Origin of the sequence: Microbacterium sp. Leaf151, assembly GCF_001424225.1 — a bacterium.
GTDB lineage: Bacteria > Actinomycetota > Actinomycetes > Actinomycetales > Microbacteriaceae > Microbacterium.
In genome coordinates this window covers 812,859-835,353 of record NZ_LMOR01000004.1, presented here as the reverse complement: position 1 = coordinate 835,353, position 22,495 = coordinate 812,859, and the positions used below count along the sequence as shown (strand labels likewise).

The following is a 22,495-nucleotide window of genomic DNA, read 5'->3' as shown; positions in this document are numbered from 1 at the left end:
CCCTCGGGAGGCGCCGTGCAGCCGGACGTATGCTGACATCGCCATGAAGGTCATTTCCTACAACCTCAACAAGCACCGTGCTGCCGGTGAGCTGACCGCGCTCCTCGAGACGCACGGGGTGGATGTGCTGTGCCTGCAGGAGTGCGACACGAACGACATTCCCGAACAGGTCGGAGGGTTGCGTCTCGCCGAGGCCACCCAACGCAACCGCCTCGGTCTCGCCGTGTACTACCGGGAGAACACGTTCCGCGCCGAAGAGGTGCGGGCCATCTCGTTGAAGAAGTCCCTGCACGACTATGTGCTGAAGCCCGCAGAAGAGCGGATGCTGGGGGTTCGGCTGCGTGACATCGACACGGGGCGCGACGTGATCGTCGCCTCCTTCCACGCCGCGCCCCTCACCGCCCTGAACTCGCTGAGACGACACCAGATCCGCACGGCGCTCACCGAACTCCAGAACCTCGGGCCCGGCCTTCCCGCGCTGATGGTGGGGGACTACAACTACCCGGTCTTCAAGGAGAATCTGGGACAGAAGGTCCGTGACCAGGGCTATGAGTTGACCCTGAGCGACGCGCGCACGTACACCCGCTACCGCTTCTTCCGCGGACACTACGACTTCGCGACCTCGGTCGGATTCGACATTGCCCACATCACGACGCTGCCGCAGGGTCTCAGCGACCATCTGCCGATCCTCATCACGGCCGAGGTCACGGCATCCCGCGGCGGAGGGCTGAGCTGATCCTCGACAGGTGAAAGACGAGGAGGGGGTCGTCCGAAGACGACCCCCTCACGCGTTCGGGCGGTGGGTCAGGATTGCGCGCTGCGACGACGACGGACGACGGTACCGATCGCCACTGCGCCGCCCGCGAGGACGAGCGCCCCGCCTGCGATCCAGAGGCCGGCGGTGTTGCCGGCGTCGAAGCCGGTCACGGCCAGGCCGCCCTTCGCGGGGGACGTGATCGAGCCCGCCGGGGTGACGGTCACACTCGAGTGCAGCACGACACCGCTCGTGGCGCCGGTGAAGGTGAAGTAGTAGACGCCCTTGGCGTTGCTCGGGAAGCGCACCGGCGTCTTGAGGTAGCCGTTGACTGCGCGGGAACGCAGGGAGTCGTTGGTCTCGGTCGCGACCGAGGCGAGCGTGATGCTCTTCGCGGCGCCGCCGGTGACGGAGATGATGATCTCTTCATCGCCCTGGTAGGCCGCGCGGTCGGTGGTGAACGTTGCAACGCCGCCGGGGGCGGCCACCGACGGTGAGACGCTGATGACGGCGGGGTCGGTGTAGGCGTTGGCGGCCGTAGGGGCCATCAGCGCGGCCGCGGCGAGCGAGAGCGCAACGACGGCCCGGACGATCTTGGTCTTCATGGTGTGCCCCATCTGCTTGGCGAAGTCGAGCCGGCACGGGGATGCGGGGCGAGGTCCGCCTGCCGCAGTCCGAGTGGCTTCTAGCGGAGAGTCTTGTGGAGGAGGAGTGTGCGACTCGCCCGGTACGAGCTGGTTTCACGCGGTGATGCCTTGGAGTTCACCCCATTACGGGGCACGTCCGTGCGCGGTCACCCGGGGAAGCGGCACTCCCCGCCGCGGGGGAGCTCGGAGCTGTCACGGGTGGGCGTGGCGACGGCATCCAGTTCGGGGGTGCCCGTCAATCGCACGAGGAGGTCGAGCCGCGCGGTCTCGCCGGGGGCCACGCTCACGGACCACTTCACCACCTCGCGACCATCGTGCACCCCGCCGGCGAACCCCGCCGCGTCGTCTTCGCCGGTCGTTCGACGCTCGAGGAGTTCCGCGCCGGGTGGGAGGTAGACGTAGACCCCGGTGAGGGCGTCGCCGACGGGCACGCCGTACTCGCCGCCCCCGGTCACGTATGCCGGGAGCGAGGCGGGGTCGGGGGCGTCGCTGCGCAGCTCGACGTGCACCGAAGCCACGTCGGCGCCGCACCACGCCGTCTCGACGAGGGGATGGAGGTAGTAGTCCATCTTGGAGCCCGTGCCGTCGTTCAGGTAGACGCCGAAAGTGCTGCGCGTACCGTCGGAGACGGGGAGGGCGCCCTGCAGAGTCGACCCCTGGAGCACGGCTTGCTCCGCGGCGTCCGCGTTCCAGACGAGCAACCGCCGCTCGCGTCCGGCCTGGCCGACGGCATCCACCAGGGCCCTGGGATCCACCCGACCTTCGGCGAGGGCCTGGAAGACCGCCCCCGCCGCGCCTTGGAAGAAGGCGTCCTGTTCGCGCGGGTCGGAGTAGCGGCGATAGGTCTCGTCGAGAAGGAGTCGGACGGCGTTGTCGGCGGTCAGGTCATCGCCGGACGCCAGGCGCACGGGACCCGTCGCGCGCAGCAGATAGGACAGGGACACGGGATCCAGGGCGACCACGGCGTCGACGGTCGTGCCGTGCACGCGACGCCACATCTCACGCGCGAGCGGAGCTCCGACGGCGAAGTCGGGCACCTGCGTGGTGTTCTGCAGGTATCGGGCGGGACGGGTGTCGTAGATGCTCTGCACATCGGCCGCGAGACCGGCCACCGGCGCCGCGCCCAGGTCGCCGAAGTCGGCGGAGGACGCCTGGGCTGCCAGCGTCATCCGGCCGTCGACGGTGTCGAGCTGGGCGACCGCGCCGACGACACCGCCGAGCGAGCGCCACTCGGCGTTGTTCTGGAACAGCACGAGCGTCGATCGAGGGCCGTCGGCGCCGAGCATCACCGGCAGGAGACGGGCGGCGCGTTGGAGCGCGTCGGCCCCGTCGGCCGCCGTGTCGAGGAGCTCGCCCGCCTTCGAGACCCCCTCCGCCACACGCCCGATCAGCGGGCCCTGATCGATGGCGGTCAGACGGTCGGCCGATTCCCTGAGCGTGGACGCGGCAGCGGTGGCCGCGGGGGCGATGGCGGCGATCCTTGCGACATCGACGGTGCCGTCGACGGGGCGGATCACCTCGACCGACAACTCGGCGGAGGCGTCGGCCAGCGGCTCGAGGGCACTGACGGCGCTGTCGATCGCACTCGCGGTGTCGGAGACGGCCGACAGCTGCGGTCCGATCCACGGAAGCGCCTCGGCGAGTCTCCAGACGGGGTCGCCGGTCAGTTCGCGTGCCGCGGACGTGTCGTCACCGATGGACGCGAAGACGGTCATCGCGGCCGCGGGATCATCGAGCGCGCTCGTCGCGGCCGACACCGCCGCCCGTGCCTGCAGCAGGTGCGTCTGCGCGAGCGCGGCTCGCACGCCGATCCACGCGGTCATCGCGATTCCCGCGAGGGCGATGAGACAGACCGTGCCGGCGAAGGCGCGGCGCGCACGAGACGAGGATCGAGGGCGGGGTTCGGCGATCACGCGATCACCCTAGGCGGATCGTGGGGGGTGGCCGGCGGCACCTCTAGGCTGAAGGGATCTACTCGGGGGAGAAGCTATGGAGCTGACAGCGGGACGTGTCAGGGCGATCACAGCGGTGGCGCTCGCCGCGGCGTGCGTGACGACGATGACCGGGTGCGGCGCCCCGCCCTGGGCGCAGGGTGCGGGGGAACCTTCCGCCCCCTCGGCTGCGCCGACCGCCTCTGTCGCCCCGCAGCCCGTTCCCAACGATCTGTCGAGCGGTTTCACCCAGCGCACCTTGACCGCCGGTGCCGTGACGGCGCAGGTCGATTACTGGTCCACGTTGTCGATGGATCGCTGGACGTCGACGGAACTGAAGCCCGTGAACCTGTCGATGGTGACGACGGTGACGCCCGACGACGGCCAGAAGGTCTACCTCCAGCGCGCAACCATGACGGCCGTGCCCGGCAACTCCTCGGAGTCGCTGTCGCCCCTGACGCCGCAGGTCGACCAAGCAGACGCCCCCGGCTATCTGGTGCTCTCGCCCTACAGCTACTCGCAGACCTTCACCGTCGGCGAGGTTCCACCCGATGCAACCTTTGTCACCCTGCGCTTCACCTTCGAGTACCTCGTTCAGACCACGCCGACCTCGGACGAATTCGCGAAGCAGACCGCGAGCGACTCGCTCACCGTGGCGATCGCCGGCGGCGGGGCGGTGTCGGGCGGGTAGTCGTCGGGAGCGGCAGCCTCGCTCGGTGCGACCGCGTGTTCAGGAGGGGTGATCGTCTGAGAGCGCAGGCAGGATGACCGTCACGGTGGTGCCGACGCCGAGTTCGCTCTCGAGGAAGAGCGATCCGCCCTGATCCTCCACGATGGTGCGGATGATCCCCATGCCCAAGCCGGTACCCGGTGTGGCGCTCTCGCGCGCCGACCGCGCGCGGAAATACGGATCGAACACGCGCGGGAGGTCATCGGAACCGATGCCGATGCCGGAATCGGCGAAGCGCAGGATGACGTCGTCGGGGCTCACCTCGCCGGAGATGCGTATCGTGCCGCCGGATGGCGTGTACTTGATCGCGTTGCTCAGGATGTTGTCGAAGGCCTGGCGAAGGCGGAAACCATCGCACGCCACATCAGCGGTCGGGGGGAGTTCGTCGAGAACGCTGACGCCGCGCGAAGCGGCCGCGGGGCGGAACGACTCCAGCGAAGACGCGATGATCCGACTCGCGTCGGCGGAGGTGGGTGCCGCCATCTCGCGGAACACCCCGCGGGAGGACGCGAGGATCTCCGAGATGAGCTTCTGCATGCGCTCCCCTGCGCCGGCGATGACCTCGAGCTGCTCGCGCACCTTGGGCGCAAGGGTGGGGTCGTCGAGGGCGAGATCGGCGTGTCCGACGATGGCGGTGAGCGGGTTCCGCAGCTCGTGCGACACCGTGGCCGCCAGGCGCTCGCGTGCTCGTTCGGATTCGATGAGCGCGGTCACATCGTGGACGATGAGCAGCGTCCCCTCCGGCTCGTCGGACGAGACCAGCCGTCGCGTCGACACCGACAACGCGCGCCACTCGCCGCGGGTGTCGAACAGCCACACCCTCTCATCGTCGAGCTGCTCACCGCGCGCCGCCCGAGCGAAGGGACGCTCGTTGTCGGGCAGGGGCTCGCCGCGCAGCGTCGCGTACTCCACCGCACCACCGGGGCGTTGCGGTTCGTCGCGTTCGACACCGTAGAGGGAGACGTAGGTGTCGTTGAGGGCGAGGACCTCGCCGTGCGCGGAGAGCCGTGCGATTCCGGTATCGAGACCGTTGAGCATCTGCGATACGCGACGCTCCTGGCCGGAGACGCGCTGCAGCGTGCCCTGCAACCGGCTCGCTTGACGCCGGAGCAGCTGTTTGAACGCGCGGGTCTGTCGGGCGGACAGGTACGCGGTGATCGCGATGAAGGTCAGCGACAGCAGGACGACGAGCAGCCGGAGCGCGGAGGACGGCCCTGCCGCGTTGAGCGTCACGTCGACGAGGATGACGACCGTGACCGCACCGAGCGCGGAGACGAGGGGGACGAGCGTGAAGTGCGTGGCGATCCACATGATGGGGAACACCCAGAAGAATCCGAAGCGGAGGTCAGTGCCGACGCTCATGAGTCCGATGGCGATGATGTCACCGAACGGGATGAGGGAGACGGCAGCGCGGGGGACCCGATGCCAGGGCACGACGATGGCTACGGCCGTCAGGGCGATCACGACGCCGACGCCGGCCGAGAACGGCCAGTAGGAGAACAGTGTCGGTTCGATCATCTGGACCAGCAGGACGGTGATCATGACGCTCGCACCGAGCAGGAGCTGCAGGAGCCACACGGACCGCGTGCGTCCGCCGGGACCGGCTGCGTCGTCATCGCCCGCGGCGTCCGGGAGTGCCGCAGACGGGAGGCTCCTCGGCGATGCCATGCCTGCGAGTTTATCGACGCCGAGGGGGGCCGCGGCGGTCGCTCGATCGGGTCCCGTCCCCCGTGAACGTGGGCTCATCGCTTCACCGGAGCGTGCCGGAGCGCGGACGCGGGATGCGGCGCTTCATGAGTGCGGACAGACCGTCGACCGTCGAGACCAGGGAGTACTGGAAGGAAAGGTCGGGAACGTCGTCGGAGCCGAGGAGGTCCATGCGCCGGGCCCACGCGCGACGAATGGCGTCTTCCGTCTCATCGGGGGCCGTCTTCACCGAGGAAACGGCGAACACGGTATCACGCACGGGAATGCCTGCCGCTCCGTCGGGTAACGCGTCATCCACCGCATCAGCCGCTGCTCTCAGCATCTCGCGCCCGCGGTCGATGCTGTGTGCGGTCCGGATGAGGTCGAGCTCGGGCACGTGCACCACCGTGACCCGCAGGCGACCGTGCGCCGCGATCAGACGCGCGGCCTCGCGCCGGAGGGCTCCACGGTCGTGGGCGCGCGTGCCGGGTGACGGTCGGTCGTCGAGTTGGCGGCCGAGGCGAACCGCGCCCACGGTGACGAAGGCGATGGCGACCGCACTCACGATGGCGGTCGCCTCGGCGGAGAGGCGCCCCGGCTCCACCAGAGGGGCGGTGCCGACCGCCGCGACCACCGCGAGCCGTACGACGTTGTAGGCGGCGAAGACCCCGAGGGTCCACGTCAGCACCCGTGTTCCGCGCAGGTCGCCCAGCGGACGATGCGCGCACTCCACCGCGCCGAGCAGGGCGAAAACGGCGAGCCCGGCGGTTTTGAGCACGGTCGCGTCCTCGAGGGAGACGACGAAGGTCAGTCCCAGGAGGAAGATCCCGGTCGCGACGACACCGATCGCGCCGACGGTGCGGCGGAGATTGAGGCGACGCGCACCCGCCCACAGCAGACCGGCAGCCATCACGTTGGTGGCGTTTCCGCCCGCGGCGGCTGCGGTCCCGGCGCCCGCCGCCTCGAGGACGTTCATCGCCCCGCACAGCAGGGCGGCGAGCGCCGACATCCCGAAGTACCGCACCATCTCGGCGCGGGCCCCGCCGCGATCGTCGTCGCGCCGTCCATGGGCGAGGAACAGGACGGTGAGGGCGAAGACGGCAGCCGCGATTGTCGACACGAGCGCAAGGACGATCATGCGACGCTCGCTCCTCGAAGACGGACCGGCGAATCTTGCGCGAATCTTGCGGAGGCCGGGCCCCGGCGCAGGCGGGGCGTTGCGGCGGGTGGCCCAGAGTCGGTACCGGCCAACAGGTCACCCGCTGAGAGGAAGGCCCCGTCATGACCGATGTGCGAGAGTTCACACCCCGCTCGCGCACGCTTCGCGTGCACGAGCTCGAGCAGACGCCGGTTCACGACGAGACTCTCGCCGACGAGTTCGCGTCGGTTCTCGAAGACACCAACGTGCACCGCTCGACGATCGGGTGCGTGATCCCCGCCTACAACGAGGAGGAGTCGATCGCGGGCGTCATCGAGGCGCTTCTCGCGCAGACCCGCGTGCCGGATGTCATCCACGTCGTCGTCAACAACACCTCGGATGCGACGGTCAAGATCGCCTCCGCCTACAGCGGTCCCCATGAGCTGCGCACCGATCTCGGAGAGCAGTTCACCGAGGTGTTCGTGCACGACATCGGAAAGAACCCCGACAAGAAGGTCGGGGCGCTCAACTACGGCTACGCCCTCGTCGAGGGATACGACTACCTGCTGGGCGTCGACGGCGACACCGTCGCCGACAGTCGGGCCGTGGAGTACCTCGAGAGCGAGGCCGTCTCGGATTCGCGCATCGGCGGCATCTCGGCGATATACACGATCGACGACAAGCCCATCACCGGTGCGATGGCCCGCTTCCTCATCGCCGGACAGCGGACCCAGTTCGCCGCCTTCAACCTGCAGAACATGCTGCGCGGGCGCAACATGGCCGTGCTCGGGGGGCAGTTCTCGATCTTCTCCACGAGCGCCCTGCGCGAGGCCATGGCGCAGAACCATCAGTCGACTCCGTGGGTGAAGGACTCCGAGGTCGAGGACTCGCTGCTCTCGCTGCAGATCAAGAGCGCCGGGTACCTCACGAAGATCAGCCCGTTCGCTCGCGCCGACGTGGGCGGCATGACCACCCTCTCGGCGTACGACGCGCAGCAGGTCAAGTGGACCTATGGGGCGATCGAGCTCATGTGGCCCGGTCAGCGGGGCGACACGAAGGGTCAACCCTTCCACCCGAACCTGCGCCTGCGGTGGTTCGAGAACTTCGGCATGCTGACCAACCTCTTCGTCCGAGTGGCGTTTCTGACGCTGCTCGCCGGTTCGCTGTCGATCGATGCCTTCGCGTTCTCGCCGCTGTGGCTCATCCCGCCGGCGGTGGCCATGTTGTTGAACCTGCGTATCGCGCGCACCATGAAGAACGTCAACCGCACCGATATCTTTTTCGCCGTGCTGTTCCTGCCCGCCGAGATCTTCATGTGGGTGCGCATCAGTCACTTCGTGCGCTCGTGGTCTCGCTTCCTGTCGCGCAAGAAGGTGGACAACTGGGCGATGCAGGCGAAGGCGGAGCGCGGCGGGGGGCTGGGGCACTGGGTGCCGCTGCTCGTCCTCGTCGCCGCCGCCGTCGCACTGGCCGTCATCTGGATGCTGGTCGGGCCGACCGTCCAGTCGTCGATCCTGTGGATCGGGTGGCCGATCGTCGGGGTGGTCACCGTGCTGCAGACGCTGATGATGTTCTCCAAGCTCGTTCGTCGCCAGCACGGCTTCAAGGTCTGACGAACGATCGCCTCCGATCGCCCGAACGAGAGGAGGGGCGGATGCCGCGGCCCCGGGAGGGGGCGCGGCATCTGTTTCGTGCGGCGACATCAGGACGCGGAATGCTCCGACGTCAGGCGATACCCGACGCCCCGGACGGTCTCGATGTAGCGCGGGTTGGCCGGGGTGTCGCCGAGTTTGCGGCGGAGGTTCGTCATGTGCGCCTCGATCGCCCGCTTGTCGGCGTCGCCGACGAAGTAGCTGGTGACGTAGGACTCGCCGCGGAGAACGAGTGTGAGGTCCGCTTTGCTGCGGACGCGTCGCTTGGACTCCATCAGCGTGGCGAGCAGATCGAACTCCGTGCGGGTGAGGTCGAGCTCGTCACCCGCGAGCCGCACGAGTCGACTGTCGGGATCGAGGTGCAGATCGCGATGAACGAGCCAGACGTCTCCGGGGGAGACGATCTCGCCGACCGATGGACGCACGATGACATCGGTCCCCGTGGTCGGGCCTGCCTCTTCGGCCTCTGAACGAGGGGCAGGAAAAGACGGGCCGACGCTCTCTTGCCGCGGGGCGGGCGCGGGCGCACCAGCCTCACCGGCGCGCGGTCGGCGCAGCAGCGCCTCGATCCGCGCGCGAAGTTCGCGGGGCCGGAACGGCTTCACCACGTACTCGTCGGCGCCGGCTCCGAGACCGAGTACGACGTCAGCCTCTTCCTCGAGGCCCGTGAGCATGATGATGTACGTGTCACTCTGTTGACGGATACGGCGGGCGGCTTCGAAACCGTCGATGCCCGGCATGTTCACGTCGAGCGTGGTGATGAGCGGCTGGTACGCGATCACCGCGCGGACGCCGTCGATGCCGTTCCCCACGGAGACCGTGGAGAACCCCGCCGACTCGAGGACGTCGGCGAGGAGATGCCGGATGTCGGGATCGTCTTCGACGATGACCGCCGTTTTCGCCCGCGCTGTCGTGTCGCTCATTGCCCTACTCCTCCGCCTTCGCGCGTGACGCGCCCGCGTTCTCCCCCGAGACACGGTGTCGCAGTGCGACGAGCGCCATCTTGGCACACTTCGCGTCGTGGACAGCGGCTGCGCCGGTCAGCGACTCTCCCTTGTCAGCTCGACCGCGGCATCCGGCCACCACGTGCCGGCGGCAGGACCGCCGTTGCACCACCCGTCGCTCTCGCCGGGAGGCTTGATCCAGAGGTTCGTGTCGACGACCTCGTCGCCGAACGAGCCGCTCGGACTGCCGACGAGGCGGCCTCTCGGGTTGCACCACTGCGCTCCCGCGGGACCTGCGCCGTTGCGTGAGGTGTCGATGATGGCGTGCGTGCCGCCCAGGCGATCCGACAGGGCGTGCGCGTAGGCGATCTCGGCGGTGGTGTCCTGGTAGTTCGAGACGTTGAGGGCGATTCCGCGCACCTCGGGCAGGAGCTCCGTCGCCTGGAGCAGCGCGGCCATCTCATCCACCGGATGCCAGGCGGAGTGCCCTGCATCGACGTAGATAGAGATGTCGTCGCCCCTGAGGTTGTCGACGGCGCGGCGCAAATGGGCCGTGCGCTCGGCGATCGAGCCGCACGACGAGGCGAGGGCGATGCTGTCGGGCTCGAGGATGACGATCTTGTCGACGCCGGCTACCGCGTGCAGCGCTCGACCGATGCGCGCGGTCCATTCGCCGTAGGCGTCGGGAGCGAGGCCTCCCGCCGACTGATTGCCGCAGTCCCTGTCGGGGAGACCGTACACGGCGAGGGACAGGGCGGCACCCTGGTCGCGTGCCTCGTCGAGGAGGCGGGCCACGCGCTCCTCCACGGCGTCCACGGGGTCGGACTCCGGAGTGAGCCACACGGTGGTCGGCTGCTGCGCCAACCATTCCGCCGCGGCGGTCTGCTCGAGGTCGGCGGCGGGGTCGGATGCGGCGCTCGCCGCCTTGGATGCAGCGGGCACGAGGATACGTGTGCCGACGTGCGGGGCCTCCGGCGACGCGGCGAGCAGCGTGGAGGCCACGGCGATGCCGACGGCAACGATCAATGCCACCGCGCCCAGCGCGACGACGACGCGGCGAGCGACGCGCGGACGCGGTCGCCGTGACCTCGGAGTCGGACGCGGTGTCGGCACGCGAAGCACTCTATCCATCACGATGCGCCTATCCGTCAGATAGTTCGTGAGCCGCGCGATATAGACTTGTGCGGTGGGAAAATTGGTTTACAACACGCTCGGTCACACATTCGACATCGAGGACCGGACGCTCTCACACCTGCGCGTCGTCTTCATGAACAAGCTGCGCCGCAGCGAGCCGTTCATGTTCCACTTCCCGATGGGAGACGGAAGCGGCACGCGCTCCCTGTGGATCTCGCCGTCGATCCCCCTCGTCTTCCACTTCTACGGCAGCAAGCCCCCGCAGCTGAATCGCCGGTGGGTCGAGGACCTGATGAACGAGGCGAGCGCGCCCCAGGGACTCAGCGTCACCCCCGAGCCCGATGCCGACTCGCCGCCCAGCGTGTGATCGCGCTCAGGCGCATTCCGCGTCGACGACTTCTCGTACGCGGTCGAGGAACGCGGCCACGTGGTCTGCCGCGTCGTCGGGCAGCTCGGCAGCGAAGGCACGGATCTGCGCCGTGACCGGATCGATGGCGTCGGGATCGGTCCCGCGGTCGAACGGCACGACGAACTTGCTGCGACGGTCGGTCGGGTTCGCGACGAACGCGACCAGACCACCGGCATGCAGCCGGTCGAGCATGCCGGTGACCGATGCGGCGGAGATGCCGAGGTGCTGAGCGAGCTCGGAGGGCGTGACGGTGGCTCCCGCGTCGGCGCGCTCGAGGATGAAGCGCATCGCGGCGCGCGCGTTCTCGCTCGGCCCGCAATCGGACTGGCGGCGGCGGGCGAGCCGCGCCTCGGCGAGGCGTAGGCGCTCAACAGCCCGTGCAGCGGTGGTCGCGGCGTCGTCTTCGATCTCGATCGTCATACGTCTCCTCGAGGCTCAGCCACCCGTGCGGTCATTCTAGTTCGACAGCCGAGAATCACGGTGGCGGAACGAAGTGAGACCGCGCGCCGGCGGACTCAGCGACGGCCGGTGGCGTGTCGGTGGGCTATCGAGGACACCCAGTGCATCCCAGGGCACGGCGGGGCGCTGCGCCCACGCATGCGTTCCCACGCCTCGAGGTAGATGCCCTCCAGCAGCGCGTCTGCGCGGTCGGCGACACCCGTCACCGACAACAGCACCGCATACACCCGCGACGCCGTCGCATCGTAGAACGCGACGAAGGCATCGCAGTCGCCCGTGGCGGCGCGCACCAGAAGGGCATCGAGATCGCCGTCGCGGATCGCGGGGGACGCGGCGTCGGTCAGGGTCACGGTGCACCTCCTGTTCGTGATCCAGTCAACCGGGGCAGGCGGAAGGCGTCCCGGGGTTGCGAAATCCGGACGGGTGCCGTAGCGGTCGTCATGAGTACCTCGTCAAGCCCGCAGGGCCCGCCCGCAGGGCGAACTAGCGTGTCTGGCATGAGATCTGTCGTGCGTTGGACGCTGGCTGCGGCCATGATGTTCGCCGGTACCGCCCACCTGACCTTCGCGCGTCGCGATTTCCAGGCGCAGGTGCCCGACGTCATCGTCGAGCGCGGTCCGCTGGACCGGGATGCCGTGGTCGTGGCATCCGGAGTCGTCGAGGCCGCCTTCGGTCTGGCGCTCTTGGCTCTGCCGCGGGAACGACGTCGGATCGGTGCCGCGCTGGCGGCCTTCTTCATCGCGATCTTCCCCGGCAACATCGACCAGTGGCGCAAGGGCCGCTCGGCGTTCGGGCTCGACACCGACCGCAAGCGCTTCGTCCGCCTGTTCTTCCAGCCGCTGCTGGTGGCAGCGGCGTGGTGGTCGACCCGCTGAGCACCGTGTCCGCCGTCGTCAGCTTGGAACTCGTGTTCGACGAGGCCTCGGATGCCGCGGTGCGCCGGGAATGGGACGCACTGCGCGCCGCTGATCTGCCGAGCCAAGCGCGCCACACCGGCGAGAGCAACCGTCCGCACATCACACTGCTCGTACGCCCCGAGCTCGCCGACGCCGATCTTTCGGTGCTCGCCGCGGGGCTGCCTCTGAGGCTCACGCTGGGCGCGCCGCTGCTCTTCGGAGCCGGACGATCGCGAGTGATCGCGCGGTCGGTCATCCCCTCGGTCGAGCTGCTGGATCTCCATGCCCGCGTCCACGCACTGGCGGACCCCGGGGAGGACGCCATCCATACGCGGCCCGGCGCGTGGACGGCGCACGTCACCCTCGCGCGGCGTGTGCCGCTCGAACGCATCGGTGAGGCGTTGGCGGTGCTGGCCGAGACGGGGGAGACGGAGCTCGCCGTCACCGCAACCGGCGTGCGCCGGTGGGATTCCGCCACGCGGACGGTATCGGACCCGGTCGGACGTGGCACGCTGGAGACGTGCTGACCGACGACGCGCGCTCCTTCCTGAGCGAATATCACCTGGCCACCCTCTCGACCGTCGGACGTTCGGGGCGGGTGCACGCCGTCCCCGTCGGCTTCACCTACGAGGACGGCGTCGTGCGCGTCATCGGTTCCCGCGGTACGCAGAAGTTCGTCAACGCCGCACGGAGCGGGCGCGCCTCGATCTGCTCCGTCGACGGCGGGCGCTGGATCAGCTTCGAGGGCACGGCCCGGGTGAGCGACGACGCGGATGCCGTGGCGCACGCCGTCGATCTCTATGCGGCGCGTTACCGCCAACCGCGCGTCAACCCCGACCGCGTCGTGCTCGAGATCGCGGTGGAACGCACACTCGGCTCGGCCGCCCTGCGCGCCTGACCGGCGTATCGTAGGGGTATGGTCCCCTCCACCTCGTCGATGCCCTCCGGGCGTGAGGGGGTCGTCGGCGCGCGGAGCGCCGGCGGCACAGGCGCCGTGCGCGCCGCCTTCCTCGCCGGGTGACCGGTGCCGACGTCCCGCCGTTCGTGCGGGCGTCGCCGACCCGTGGTCGTTTGACGACCGGGTCCCCTCGTTCGCATGCCTTGCGGACGCCGTGCCGCCTGCTGCCCGGGCGGCCCATCGACGGGAACACCATGCACGCCCTCTCCGCAACCGCCCTCCGCGCCTCGTTCGTCAACGTCTCCACCCGTGAGCGCGGCGCGATCGTCCTCCCCACCGACATCGAAACCACCGACTGGGACCGGCGCGACTACGTCGGTTGGCGCGACGCCAAGGCTCCGCTCCTCGGGTTCGTCGTGGCCGAGATCGACGGAGAAGCCGTCGGCCTGCAGCTGCGCCAGGCGGAGCAGCCCACGCGTTCACGGCCGCAGTGCTCGTGGTGCTCTGACATCACGCTGCCCAACGACGTCGTGTTCTTCTCGGCCCGCCGTACGGGTAAGGCCGGGCGCGCCGGGAACACGGTCGGCATCCTGGTGTGCGCGCGATTCGAGTGCTCGCGCAACGTCCGCCGGCTCGATCCACCCGCATACCTCGGGCACGACGCGGCAGCCGCGCGCGACCGCCGGATCGAGGGCCTGCGACAGCATGTGGACGCCTTCTTCCGCGATCTGCGCGACGGCGTGTAAGGAGGGGGCGGTCGTCTCGTCGCCGTGTCCGTGACGGTCCCGGCGCCGATGGCGGCTCGAGGACCTGTGTGCGGACCGGGGGACTGCGGGCCGAGTCGAACAACCCGGCGAGTCCTCTGCGGGGCCCAGCGGCCCGGGGACCTTTCCGCGGGATCCCGGGGACCACTGCGTGGTCTCTCCGGGCCCCACGCGCAGAGGCACCCGGGCGGCAATCAGAGGGCGCGGAGCTTGTCCAGAAGAGGGGCGGCGATCTCGTCCACGAACTGCTGCTGCTTCTCGTCGCCGACCTGGACGATGGCGATGTCGGTGAAGCCGGCGTCGATGAAGGGACGCACGCTCTCGGCGAGCTCGTCGAGGTCAGGGCCGCACGCGATGGACTCCGCGACGTCCTCCGGGCGCACGAACTGCGACGCGCCGGCGAACCCGGCCGGAGTCGGCAGATCGGCGTTGACGGCCCACCCTCCCGCGAACCAGCGGAACTGATCGTGTGCGCGCGCGATCGCGGCATCCTTGTCGGGATCCCAGCTGATCGGGATCTGCCCGATCTTGCGCGACTCGCCGTCGTGGTGCTCGTCCCAGCCCTTCACGATCTCGGCGTCGGGTTCCGTGGTGATCAGGTGGTCGCCGAGCGGGGCGAATCGCTTGATGGAATGCTCGCCCGAAACGGCCACGCCGATCGGAACGCCGCCGTCGGGCGCATCCCACACCCGCGCCGAGTCGACGCGGAAGTACTCCCCGTCGTAGGTGACGAGGTCGCCCGTGTGGAGGGCCCGGATGATCTCGATGGCCTCCACGAGCATGTCCTGGCGGGCGTGCACCGCCGGCCAGCCCTCGCCCACGACGTGCTCGTTCAGGTTCTCGCCCGAGCCCAGGCCGAGCGTGAAGCGCCCCTCAGACAGCAGCTGCAGGGTCGCCGCCTTCTGCGCGACCACCGCGGGGTGATACCTCACCGTCGGGCAGGTGACATAGGTCATCAGTTCGACGTCCGACGTCGCCTGCGCGACAGCGCCGAGCACGGTCCAGGCGTAGGGTGCGTGCCCCTGGCTCGTCAGCCAGGGGGAGTAGTGATCGCTGGAGACGAGGAAGTCGTAGCCGGCGCGCTCGGCGCCGACGGCATAGTCGACGAGCGCCCGAGGGCCGCTCTGCTCGGTCATGAGGGTGTAGCCGAATCGCGTCATGCCCGCCACGGTAGGCCGCGGAATCCGCCCGCTCACCGGGGTTGCGCACCGATGCCGGATACGGCAGCGGGCCCGCGGCGTGCGCCGCGGACCCGCTGCGGGGCTCGGTTCTCAGGGACGTGGCGTGCGCCGCGGGCCCGCTGCGGGGCTCGGTTCTCAGGGACGTGGCGTGCGCCGCGGGCCCGGGCGAGGGATCAGTCCTCGGGAGCGTGGATGACCTTCTCGCCGTCGAAGGTCTCGCGCTCCTTCGCCTGGCGGTCGTTGCGTGTCTTGCGCAGACTCAGCCACGTCGCCACCGCCACGGTGGCCGCGATGAACAGCAACGAGAACCAGATCGGGATCTCCGGGGCCCACAGCATCGGCTCACCGCCGTTGATGAAGGGGAGCTCGTTGACGTGCATGGCGTGCAGCACCAGCTTCACACCGATGAAGGCGAGGATGACGGCCAGACCCTGTGCGAGGTAGACCAGGCGCTCGAGCAGGCCACCGATGAGGAAGTACAGCTGGCGCAGACCCATCAGGGCGAAGGCGTTGGCGGTGAAGACGATGTACGCCTCGTTCGTCAGGCCGTAGATGGCCGGGATCGAGTCGACCGCGAAAACGAGGTCGATGAAGCCGATCGCGATGATGACGAGAAGCATCGGGGTGACGAAGCGCTTGCCGCCCTTCTTCACGGTCAGCTTGTCGTCGTTGTACTGCTCGCTGACGGGCAGCACTCGGCGCACGAACTGCATGAACTTGCCGTTGGCCGGGTCGCTGTCGCCGTGGGCGAAGGCCTGGCGGTACGCAAGGAACAGCAGGAGGGCGCCGAAGATGTAGAAGATCCAGGAGAAGTTCTCGATGAGCGCCGCGCCCACGGCGATGAACGCGCCGCGCATGATGAGCGCGATCACGATGCCGACCATCAGAACCTTCTGCTGATAGATCTTCGGCACGGCGAACCCGGTCATGATGATCAGGAACACGAAGAGGTTGTCGATCGACAGGGCCTTTTCGGTCAGGTAGCCGGCGAAGTACTCGCCGCCGAAGGTCCATCCCGAGAAGACCCCGATGCCGACGCCGAACAGCAATGCCAGACCGATGTAGAACGCCGACCACCGGGCGGACTCGGCGACCGTGGGCTCGTGAGGCTTTCGCACGTGGGCGAAGAACTCGAAGACGAAGAACGCGATCGTGACCGCGATGGTGATGATCCAGACGAGGGGTGTGACGCCCAAGACGGCCTCCAAGGGAATTCAGGTGTACGACAGAACACCAAGGTCTCCTCCACCCGGCGAATGGGCCGACGTCCCGGGTTCACGATGGCGTGGACCGTACTGACGAGATCGTCGCGGTGGGAGTACTCCCCTTGCTCGCACCGATTCTACGGGATGCCGCCCGGTGAGCAGGCACTGGACCGCGAAGCCTCCGCTGTGCTACCCCGGGGACGCGCCGTGCGCGCCCCCGGGTGTCCCCTCTTCCCCCTACACCGGCACCGCGAACTCGCGGATCGTGATGCCGGAGAACAGGGCCGTGCCCCCGTCGGCGTACAGCGAGATGCCGGTGTCGCCGTCGAGGAAGTGCACCTGCTGAGACAGCACCGTGTGCCCGGCGTTGACGAAGACCTCGACGCTCTGCCGGTCGACGAAGATGCGCAGGTGCACCGACCGGGCGGCGGGATCGATCGGCGCCGCCGCCCGCGTATAGGGCGAGAGAGCGTAGCCGCTGCGTTCGGAGGGCCCCCGGTCGACGTACAGGTCGGCGCCGTACTTGCCGATGTTGGTGTGTCGCGAGCCGTCGCCGGACCGACCGACCGAGACGCCCACGTTGGCGGCATCCGTCCACGAGATGTCGAGCTCCAGCTCGTAGGCGCGACCCGTCCAGGGCAGCACCGCGCCGCCGTTCACCGCGCGATCGGGAAGCGTGACCGTCGATGTGGCGCGGGAGGCCAGAGCGGCGATGGGGGCGCTCAGGAGGCTGTACCACCCGCCGGACTGCCGTGCCAACCGCAGCTCGCGCACGATCGAGTTCTGACCGTTGTACCCGTCGGTGACGTCGGTGGGCACGTCGCGGGCGGCGTATTTCCAATTGTTCATCCACCCGATGGCGAGGCGTTTCGTGTCGGGGGCCTCGATGCTCGGCCAGGTCACCGCGCCGTACCAGTCCCATCCCCAGTCGAGCCACTGGGGGGTGAGGTCGTCGGCGACGAAGTGGGTGCCGTTCCACGTGCCCATCCAGTACGCGTAGGTCATCGGAAGGCCCACCCCGTAGGCATCCATGCTGGCCCCCAGCACCCAGTGGCGGGTGCCGTCGTCGGCGGTCATCTCGAACAGGTCGGGGCACTCGATGCCGCCGAGCTGCGGGTTCGGGTAGTCGAAGTTGCTGCGCCAGGTCCACTGCCGCAGGTTCGGCGAGGTGTAGAAGCCGGCGTAGCGGGCGCGCCCGAGGGCCATGACCCACTCGCCGCGCACGGCGTCCCAGTGCACCTTGGGGTCGCGGCACCACTCGGCGTTGTCGATCTGGGCGGGGGTCTGGGCGGTGCGGCCGTCGGTGTTGACCAGCACGGGATCGGGCAGCATGGTGAAGCTGAACCCGCCGTCGGTCGACCAGTAGAGGTACTGCTCCTGATACTTGCGGATGCCGTCGGTGGGACGGGTCGCGAGCGCGATCACGGTTCCCGCGCCGAAGCCGGCGGTGTTCGCCGCATCGACGACGAGGCATCCCGACCACACCGGCACGCCGCCGGTGAGCGGCATGACCGCGCCGTGATGGGTGAAGCTCACGCCGTCGGTGGTGGCGTGATCCCACCCGCCCGCCCCGTTGTTGACGTCGGAGTGCAAGTAGTAGAGCTGGTACTGCCCGCCGGAGACGATCGGACGCTGCGGGTCGCACAGCCAACCGGTCGGGGGTGTCATGTGGAACAGCGCGCGCTGCGACGCGGCCGCGTAGGCGGACGGGGCGGAGGTGGAGGCCAGAGCGAGGCCGAAGGCCCCGGCCCCGGCGCCCTGCAGGAGGGCGCGTCGGGAGATCTCGAACGGCATGGTGCTACTCACTTCCTCGTGATCGGCGGGCGCGGCGGTGCGCCCGCCGGGTGGGTCGGCGGTTCAGGGGAGACGTCGGTCAGGCGGCCGCCGGAGCCGCGGGACCTTCCTGCGCGGCGTCGCCGGTCGCGCCGACGCGTACCTCTCCGACGCGCACGGTGGGGACGACGGAGGTCTCAGCGCTCGCCGAGACCGTGATGGGTCCGGCGCCGAGGGTGACCAGGTGCGAGAGCACCGTGAGACCGTCGTCGGTGAAGACCTCCAGCAGCGGACCGTCGATCACGAGCGTCAGGGCGCCCGAGGCGGGGTCTGCCAGCGGTGCGGTGCGGACGCCGGCGAAGTCGGGGTGCAGACCATCGGCTGCGCGTCCCGTGCGCGAGACGGAGAGCGTGCGGGCGGCGGGGTCGTGGACGACCTCCACCACGGCATCCCCTTCGCCCTCCAGCCGGAGGCGCACGCTGCCCGCGGCGGCAGGATCCCACCGCACGTCGAGCACGGCGTGCGGCTCGAACCGCAGCGAAGAGGCGTCGAGCTCGCCGGACGGAGGCAGCACGGGGTGCTGGACGAGGTGGAGCGCGTCGTCGATGCGGCGCAGCCCGAGCGTCCGCGGCGACGACATGGCCCCGCGCCACGGCGAGGACGGGACGACGTGGGCGTAGCGCCAGTTGCCCATCCACGCCAGCATCACCGCGGAGCCACCGGGGGCGCTGTCGAAGGTGACCCCGGCGTAGCAGTCGCGGCCGTGGTCGAGCGGACGCAGATCGCCGTCGAGGGAGTGGAAGACGCCGTCGACGAGGTCGCCGACGACGTAGTGCATCGCCGAGCCTGCGGGGTCGGCGTCGTCGCCCACCGGGTTGGTGCTGAGGAGCAGCACCCAGACGCGTTCCGTGGTTCCCTCCACCGGCAGCCGCACGAGGTCGGGGCATTCCCACACGACGCCCTCGGAGCCGAGCGGGCCGAACGATCCCGTCTCGCGCCAGGTGGACAGGTCGTCGGAGGCGTAGAACACCACACGGCGCTCCACCGCTTCGACCGCGAGCATCAGCCAGCCGCCGCCGGGCACGCGCACCACCTTGGGGTCGCGGAAGTCCGAGCTTCCTCGATCGAGCACCGGGTTCGCGGCATCCATCGTCCAGGTCGTGCCGCCGTCGACGCTGGTCGCGCGCGATTGGGCCTGGATGCCGCGGTCGTACGCGCTCGTGTAGAACGCGCTGAGCGTGCCGTCGTCTCCCGCCACGATCGAGCCCGAGTAGATCTGCTCGCCGGGTCGGTGGCGAAGCGCCACGGGATGCTCGTCCCAGTGCAGGAGGTCGGCGCTCGAGGCGTGGCCCCAGCTCATGTTGCCCCAGTCGTTGCCCTCGGGGTTGAACTGGAAGAAGGCGTGCCATCGGTCCCCGGTGAAGACGAGCCCGTTGGGATCGTTCATCCAGTTGCGGGCGGGGGCGAGGTGGAATCGGGGGCGGGGAAGGCTCATACGGATTCCCGGGGGACCGAGGGGCACGCGATCAGCTGCCGCGCGCCGGTGGCGGGGGACTCGAGGCCGAGCAGTGTCCGCACCCCTGCGGCTCCGAGCTCGTAGTGGGGGAGCGCGACGGTCGACAGCGGCGGTCGGAGGTGCGCGGCGATGACGTCCTGGTTGTCGAAGCCGATCACGGCGACGTCGTCGGGGATGCGCAGGCCGCGCTCGCGCAGGCCGTCGTACAGTCCCATCGCAACGCGGTCGTTGTGGCAGAACACCGCCGTCGCGCCTGAGGCGACGACGGCGGCGGTCGCGTCGTAGCCGCCCTCCTGCTGGGGTGCGGCCTCCAAAACCAGCGCGTCGTCGCGGGCGATGCCCGCCGCCCCCAGCGCCGAGCGATACCCGGCCAGTCGGCCGCTGCGCGCCGGCGAGGGCGACGTGGTGTTCACGAACGCGATGCGGCGATGCCCCGCGGCCAGCAGGTGCTCGGTCGCGGTGCGTCCGCCCTGCTCTTCGTCGGGGACGACCGCGGCGAACGAGTCGTCGCCCGCGAAGCAGTTCACCAGCACCGTCTCGGTGTGCTGCAGCGGTGGCGGCACCTCGATCTCGCGGTGATACCAGGTGGAGTACAGGATGCCGCGCACCTGGTGCTCCAGCATCATCGCGATCGCGTCGTTCTCGGCGGCGGCGTTGCCCTCGGTGTTGGCCACGAGCAGGACGAAGCCGTGACGCCACGCCTCGTCCTGGGCGCCGTGGATGATCTGACCGGCGAAGGGCGTAGTGGCGATGGCATCCGCCACCAGCCCGATGAAGCGAGAGCTGCCCTCCGACAGCGTCTTGGCCAGGGCGTTCGGGCGGTATCCGAGCGCCACGATCGCCTCCTGCACGCGGCGTCGCGCATCTTCGCCGATGCGGGCGCCCGGCTTGTCGTTGACGACGTGCGACACGGTCGCGACCGAGACGCCGGCGGCCTTGGCGACATCGCGCATGGTCGTGGTCATGAGGGGGTCCTCGCGTTCATCCCTTGGTGGCTCCGCTCTCCAGGCCCGCGATCATCGCTTTGTTGAGCACGAGGAACACCAGCAGCAGTGGCGTCACCGTGACGCACACCGCCGCGAACGTCGCCGTCCAGTCGGTGTTGCCCATCGCTCCGATGTAGTTTTGCAGGCCCAGCGGGATGGTCTTGAGCCCGTCGGAGAGCACGAAGGTGTTCGCGAAGATGAAGTCGTTCCAGATGAAGATGCTGTTCACGAGCACGACGGTGATGATCGTGTTGACCGACAGGGGCGCGGTGATCTGCAGGAAGATGCGGTACGGGCCCGCTCCGTCGAGCGAGGCGGCCTCGTAGAGCTCCCGCGGGATGTACTCGTAGAACGAGGAGAACAGGTACACGCCCATCGGCAACGAGAACGCGGCCAGCGGCAGGATCATCGACAGGTGGGTGTCGAGCAGCCCGACCTGCGAGTAGTCGATGAACAGCGGCACGAGCGCGATCTGCACCGGCACGATGATCCCGAGCAGGAACAGCGCCCGCACGAACCCGCTCAGGCGGAAACCGAGCACCTGCAGTGCGTAGGCCGCCATCATGCCGGCGACGACGATCAGCAGGCTCGCCCCGAGCGTCACGATGAGGGAGTTGCCGATGTTCAGCAGCAGGTTGCCGGTGCCGAAGGCGCGGGCGTAGTTGTCGAGCGTCCACTCCCGCGGCAGGGCGAACGGATCGCCGCCGGCGAAGTCCGCGGCGCTTCGGAAACTCGTGAGGAACAGCCACAGCAGGGGATACACCTGCACGATCACGATCAGCACGACGGTGACGGTCAGCAGGGTGCGCTGCACCCGCAGGCGCGGCGAGCGCTGGACCCGGCGGTTCTCGGGCTCGGGAGCCCGGGGGGCGGATGCCACGGGGGCGGGGGTGAGGGTGATGCTCATCACGCGTCCTTCCGACGCAGCAGGAGGAAGATGAGGCCGACGGCGACCAGGCACTCCACGACGATGAAGACCGAGATCGCACTGGCATAGCCGTAGTCGGTGTGGACGAAGGCCGTCTTGTACATGTAGGTGGTCAGGAGTTCCGACGCCTGTCCCGGGCCGCCGTTGGTCAGCAGGTACGGGATGTCGAAGCCGCGCAGGGCGAAGGTGGTGGCCATGACGGTGGTGGTGATCCAGACGGGGCGGATGTAAGGGAAGCGGATGCGCCAGAACGTCTGCCACCACGAGGCGCCGTCCAGGCGGGCGGCCTCTTCGAGCTCCTTGGGCACGGCGATGAGCGCTGCGTAGATGATGAGCATGTACAGGCCCGTGAAGCGCCATCCCTCGGGGATCGACACCGCCGCCAGCACGGTCTGCACGTTCGACAGCCACGCCGTCTGCAGGCCCTCCAGGCCCACCCAGGCGAGCAGCTGGTTGACCAGGCCGACCGGCTCCAGCGAGTACACGCGCAGGAAGAGGAAGGCGATGGCGACGGTGGAGATGACCGCCGGCAGGAGGTAGAGCGTCTTGACGAGCTCGCGAGCCCGGGGGAGGGCCGTCAGCAGACCCGCCACAGCGAGTGCGCCACCGAGCTGCAGTACCAGGCAGATGGCGAGGTATCCGAGGGCGTTGCCGAACGCCGTCCAGAACACGTCGTCGCGGGTGAACATCTTGACGTAGTTGTCGAGCCCGACGAACTGCAGGTCGGTGATGCCGTCCCACTCGAACAGGCTCAGCACGAGCGACTGACCGATGGGCAGCAGCACGGCGGCGCTGTACAGCGCCAGGGGCGGGAGGAGGAAGACGGCGACCGCCCACCCCGATCGCCTCGGAAGCATCGAGGTG

At 69.3% G+C, this 22,495-nt stretch carries 23 protein-coding genes; 8 read left to right on the top strand and 15 right to left on the bottom strand.

Features of this window, described 5'->3' with window-relative positions; translation table 11 throughout:
- Positions 1-43: 43 nt before the first annotated feature.
- The gene (locus ASF76_RS14580; RefSeq protein ID WP_055959300.1) at positions 44-736 is read left to right on the top strand and encodes an endonuclease/exonuclease/phosphatase family protein; all 693 of its coding nucleotides are present in this window, start codon (positions 44-46) and stop codon (positions 734-736) included.
- A 68-nt stretch (positions 737-804) separates the two neighbouring features.
- Here the strand turns inward: ASF76_RS14580 and ASF76_RS14575 are convergent, their stop codons facing one another.
- Together ASF76_RS14575 and ASF76_RS14570 are read right to left on the bottom strand one after the other, a co-directional pair.
- Complete coding sequence (locus tag ASF76_RS14575) at positions 805-1,359, bottom strand: hypothetical protein (RefSeq protein ID WP_156459273.1); 555 nt, start codon at positions 1,357-1,359, stop codon at positions 805-807.
- A gap of 188 nt (positions 1,360-1,547) precedes the next feature.
- The gene (locus tag ASF76_RS14570; protein ID WP_055959296.1) at positions 1,548-3,314 is read right to left on the bottom strand and encodes a DUF4012 domain-containing protein; all 1,767 of its coding nucleotides are present in this window, start codon (positions 3,312-3,314) and stop codon (positions 1,548-1,550) included.
- A 76-nt stretch (positions 3,315-3,390) separates the two neighbouring features.
- Here ASF76_RS14570 and ASF76_RS14565 point away from each other — a divergent pair, with 76 nt between their 5' ends.
- On the top strand, positions 3,391-4,023 hold the full coding sequence (locus ASF76_RS14565; protein WP_235561315.1) for a hypothetical protein: 633 nt from the start codon (positions 3,391-3,393) through the stop codon (positions 4,021-4,023).
- A gap of 39 nt (positions 4,024-4,062) precedes the next feature.
- On the opposite strand, the gene ASF76_RS14560 is transcribed toward ASF76_RS14565, so the two are convergent.
- Positions 4,063-5,730, bottom strand: coding sequence for a sensor histidine kinase (locus tag ASF76_RS14560; RefSeq protein WP_082485115.1), 1,668 nt, complete (start codon positions 5,728-5,730; stop codon positions 4,063-4,065).
- An 82-nt stretch (positions 5,731-5,812) separates the two neighbouring features.
- Positions 5,813-6,886, bottom strand: coding sequence for a hypothetical protein (locus ASF76_RS14555; RefSeq protein WP_055959294.1), 1,074 nt, complete (start codon positions 6,884-6,886; stop codon positions 5,813-5,815).
- Between the two features lie 143 nt (positions 6,887-7,029).
- Here ASF76_RS14555 and ASF76_RS14550 point away from each other — a divergent pair, with 143 nt between their 5' ends.
- Positions 7,030-8,499 (top strand): glycosyltransferase family 2 protein, encoded by a 1,470-nt coding sequence (locus ASF76_RS14550; RefSeq protein WP_055959292.1) that lies wholly within the window; start codon positions 7,030-7,032, stop codon positions 8,497-8,499.
- Positions 8,500-8,588: 89 nt separating this feature from the next.
- Here ASF76_RS14550 and ASF76_RS14545 read toward each other — a convergent pair whose 3' ends face one another.
- Positions 8,589-9,461 carry a response regulator transcription factor gene (locus ASF76_RS14545; RefSeq protein WP_055959289.1) on the bottom strand — a complete coding sequence of 291 codons (873 nt, stop codon included), beginning with the start codon at positions 9,459-9,461 and terminating at the stop codon, positions 8,589-8,591.
- A 117-nt stretch (positions 9,462-9,578) separates the two neighbouring features.
- Positions 9,579-10,595, bottom strand: coding sequence for a glycoside hydrolase family 6 protein (locus tag ASF76_RS14540; protein ID WP_055960185.1), 1,017 nt, complete (start codon positions 10,593-10,595; stop codon positions 9,579-9,581).
- 73 nt (positions 10,596-10,668) lie between these two features.
- On the opposite strand from ASF76_RS14540, the gene ASF76_RS14535 reads away from it, so the two are divergent.
- Positions 10,669-10,983, top strand: coding sequence for a DUF7882 family protein (locus ASF76_RS14535; RefSeq protein WP_055959287.1), 315 nt, complete (start codon positions 10,669-10,671; stop codon positions 10,981-10,983).
- 6 nt (positions 10,984-10,989) lie between these two features.
- Here the strand turns inward: ASF76_RS14535 and ASF76_RS14530 are convergent, their stop codons facing one another.
- Together ASF76_RS14530 and ASF76_RS14525 are read right to left on the bottom strand one after the other, a co-directional pair.
- Positions 10,990-11,445: a MarR family winged helix-turn-helix transcriptional regulator gene (locus ASF76_RS14530; protein WP_055959285.1), complete on the bottom strand. Its 456-nt coding sequence runs from the start codon at positions 11,443-11,445 to the stop codon at positions 10,990-10,992.
- Positions 11,446-11,540: 95 nt separating this feature from the next.
- A complete protein-coding gene (locus ASF76_RS14525; RefSeq protein ID WP_055959282.1) occupies positions 11,541-11,834 on the bottom strand; it encodes a hypothetical protein in 294 nt (97 codons plus the stop codon).
- 147 nt (positions 11,835-11,981) lie between these two features.
- On the opposite strand from ASF76_RS14525, the gene ASF76_RS14520 reads away from it, so the two are divergent.
- The 4 genes from ASF76_RS14520 (at position 11,982) to ASF76_RS14505 (ending at position 14,024) form a co-directional block, all read left to right on the top strand.
- Entirely contained in the window at positions 11,982-12,359 is a 378-nt protein-coding gene (locus ASF76_RS14520; protein ID WP_055959280.1) for a DoxX family protein, read from the top strand.
- A complete protein-coding gene (locus ASF76_RS14515) occupies positions 12,344-12,907 on the top strand; it encodes a 2'-5' RNA ligase family protein (RefSeq protein ID WP_235561314.1) in 564 nt (187 codons plus the stop codon). The genes ASF76_RS14520 and ASF76_RS14515 overlap by 16 nt, the downstream gene beginning before the upstream one ends.
- Positions 12,901-13,278, top strand: a complete 378-nt coding sequence (locus tag ASF76_RS14510; RefSeq protein WP_055959278.1) for a PPOX class F420-dependent oxidoreductase — start codon at positions 12,901-12,903, stop codon at positions 13,276-13,278. Before ASF76_RS14515 ends, ASF76_RS14510 begins: the two co-directional genes overlap by 7 nt.
- Before the next feature lie 254 nt (positions 13,279-13,532).
- Positions 13,533-14,024, top strand: a complete 492-nt coding sequence (locus tag ASF76_RS14505) for an FBP domain-containing protein (RefSeq protein WP_055959276.1) — start codon at positions 13,533-13,535, stop codon at positions 14,022-14,024.
- Between the two features lie 212 nt (positions 14,025-14,236).
- Here the strand turns inward: ASF76_RS14505 and ASF76_RS14500 are convergent, their stop codons facing one another.
- The 7 genes from ASF76_RS14500 to ASF76_RS14470 form a co-directional block, all read right to left on the bottom strand.
- A complete protein-coding gene (locus ASF76_RS14500) occupies positions 14,237-15,202 on the bottom strand; it encodes an LLM class F420-dependent oxidoreductase (protein WP_055959273.1) in 966 nt (321 codons plus the stop codon).
- 194 nt (positions 15,203-15,396) lie between these two features.
- Entirely contained in the window at positions 15,397-16,419 is a 1,023-nt protein-coding gene (locus ASF76_RS14495; RefSeq protein ID WP_055960180.1) for a TerC family protein, read from the bottom strand.
- A 246-nt stretch (positions 16,420-16,665) separates the two neighbouring features.
- Positions 16,666-18,222, bottom strand: a complete 1,557-nt coding sequence (locus ASF76_RS14490) for a glycoside hydrolase family 32 protein (RefSeq protein ID WP_055959271.1) — start codon at positions 18,220-18,222, stop codon at positions 16,666-16,668.
- A gap of 79 nt (positions 18,223-18,301) precedes the next feature.
- A complete protein-coding gene (locus ASF76_RS14485; RefSeq protein ID WP_055959269.1) occupies positions 18,302-19,696 on the bottom strand; it encodes a glycoside hydrolase family 32 protein in 1,395 nt (464 codons plus the stop codon).
- Complete coding sequence (locus ASF76_RS14480) at positions 19,693-20,682, bottom strand: LacI family DNA-binding transcriptional regulator (protein WP_055959267.1); 990 nt, start codon at positions 20,680-20,682, stop codon at positions 19,693-19,695. The genes ASF76_RS14485 and ASF76_RS14480 overlap by 4 nt, the downstream gene beginning before the upstream one ends.
- 16 nt (positions 20,683-20,698) lie before the next feature.
- The gene (locus tag ASF76_RS14475; RefSeq protein ID WP_055959265.1) at positions 20,699-21,610 is read right to left on the bottom strand and encodes a carbohydrate ABC transporter permease; all 912 of its coding nucleotides are present in this window, start codon (positions 21,608-21,610) and stop codon (positions 20,699-20,701) included.
- Positions 21,610-22,488: a carbohydrate ABC transporter permease gene (locus ASF76_RS14470; protein WP_055959263.1), complete on the bottom strand. Its 879-nt coding sequence runs from the start codon at positions 22,486-22,488 to the stop codon at positions 21,610-21,612. Before ASF76_RS14470 ends, ASF76_RS14475 begins: the two co-directional genes overlap by 1 nt.
- Positions 22,489-22,495: the final 7 nt, after the last annotated feature.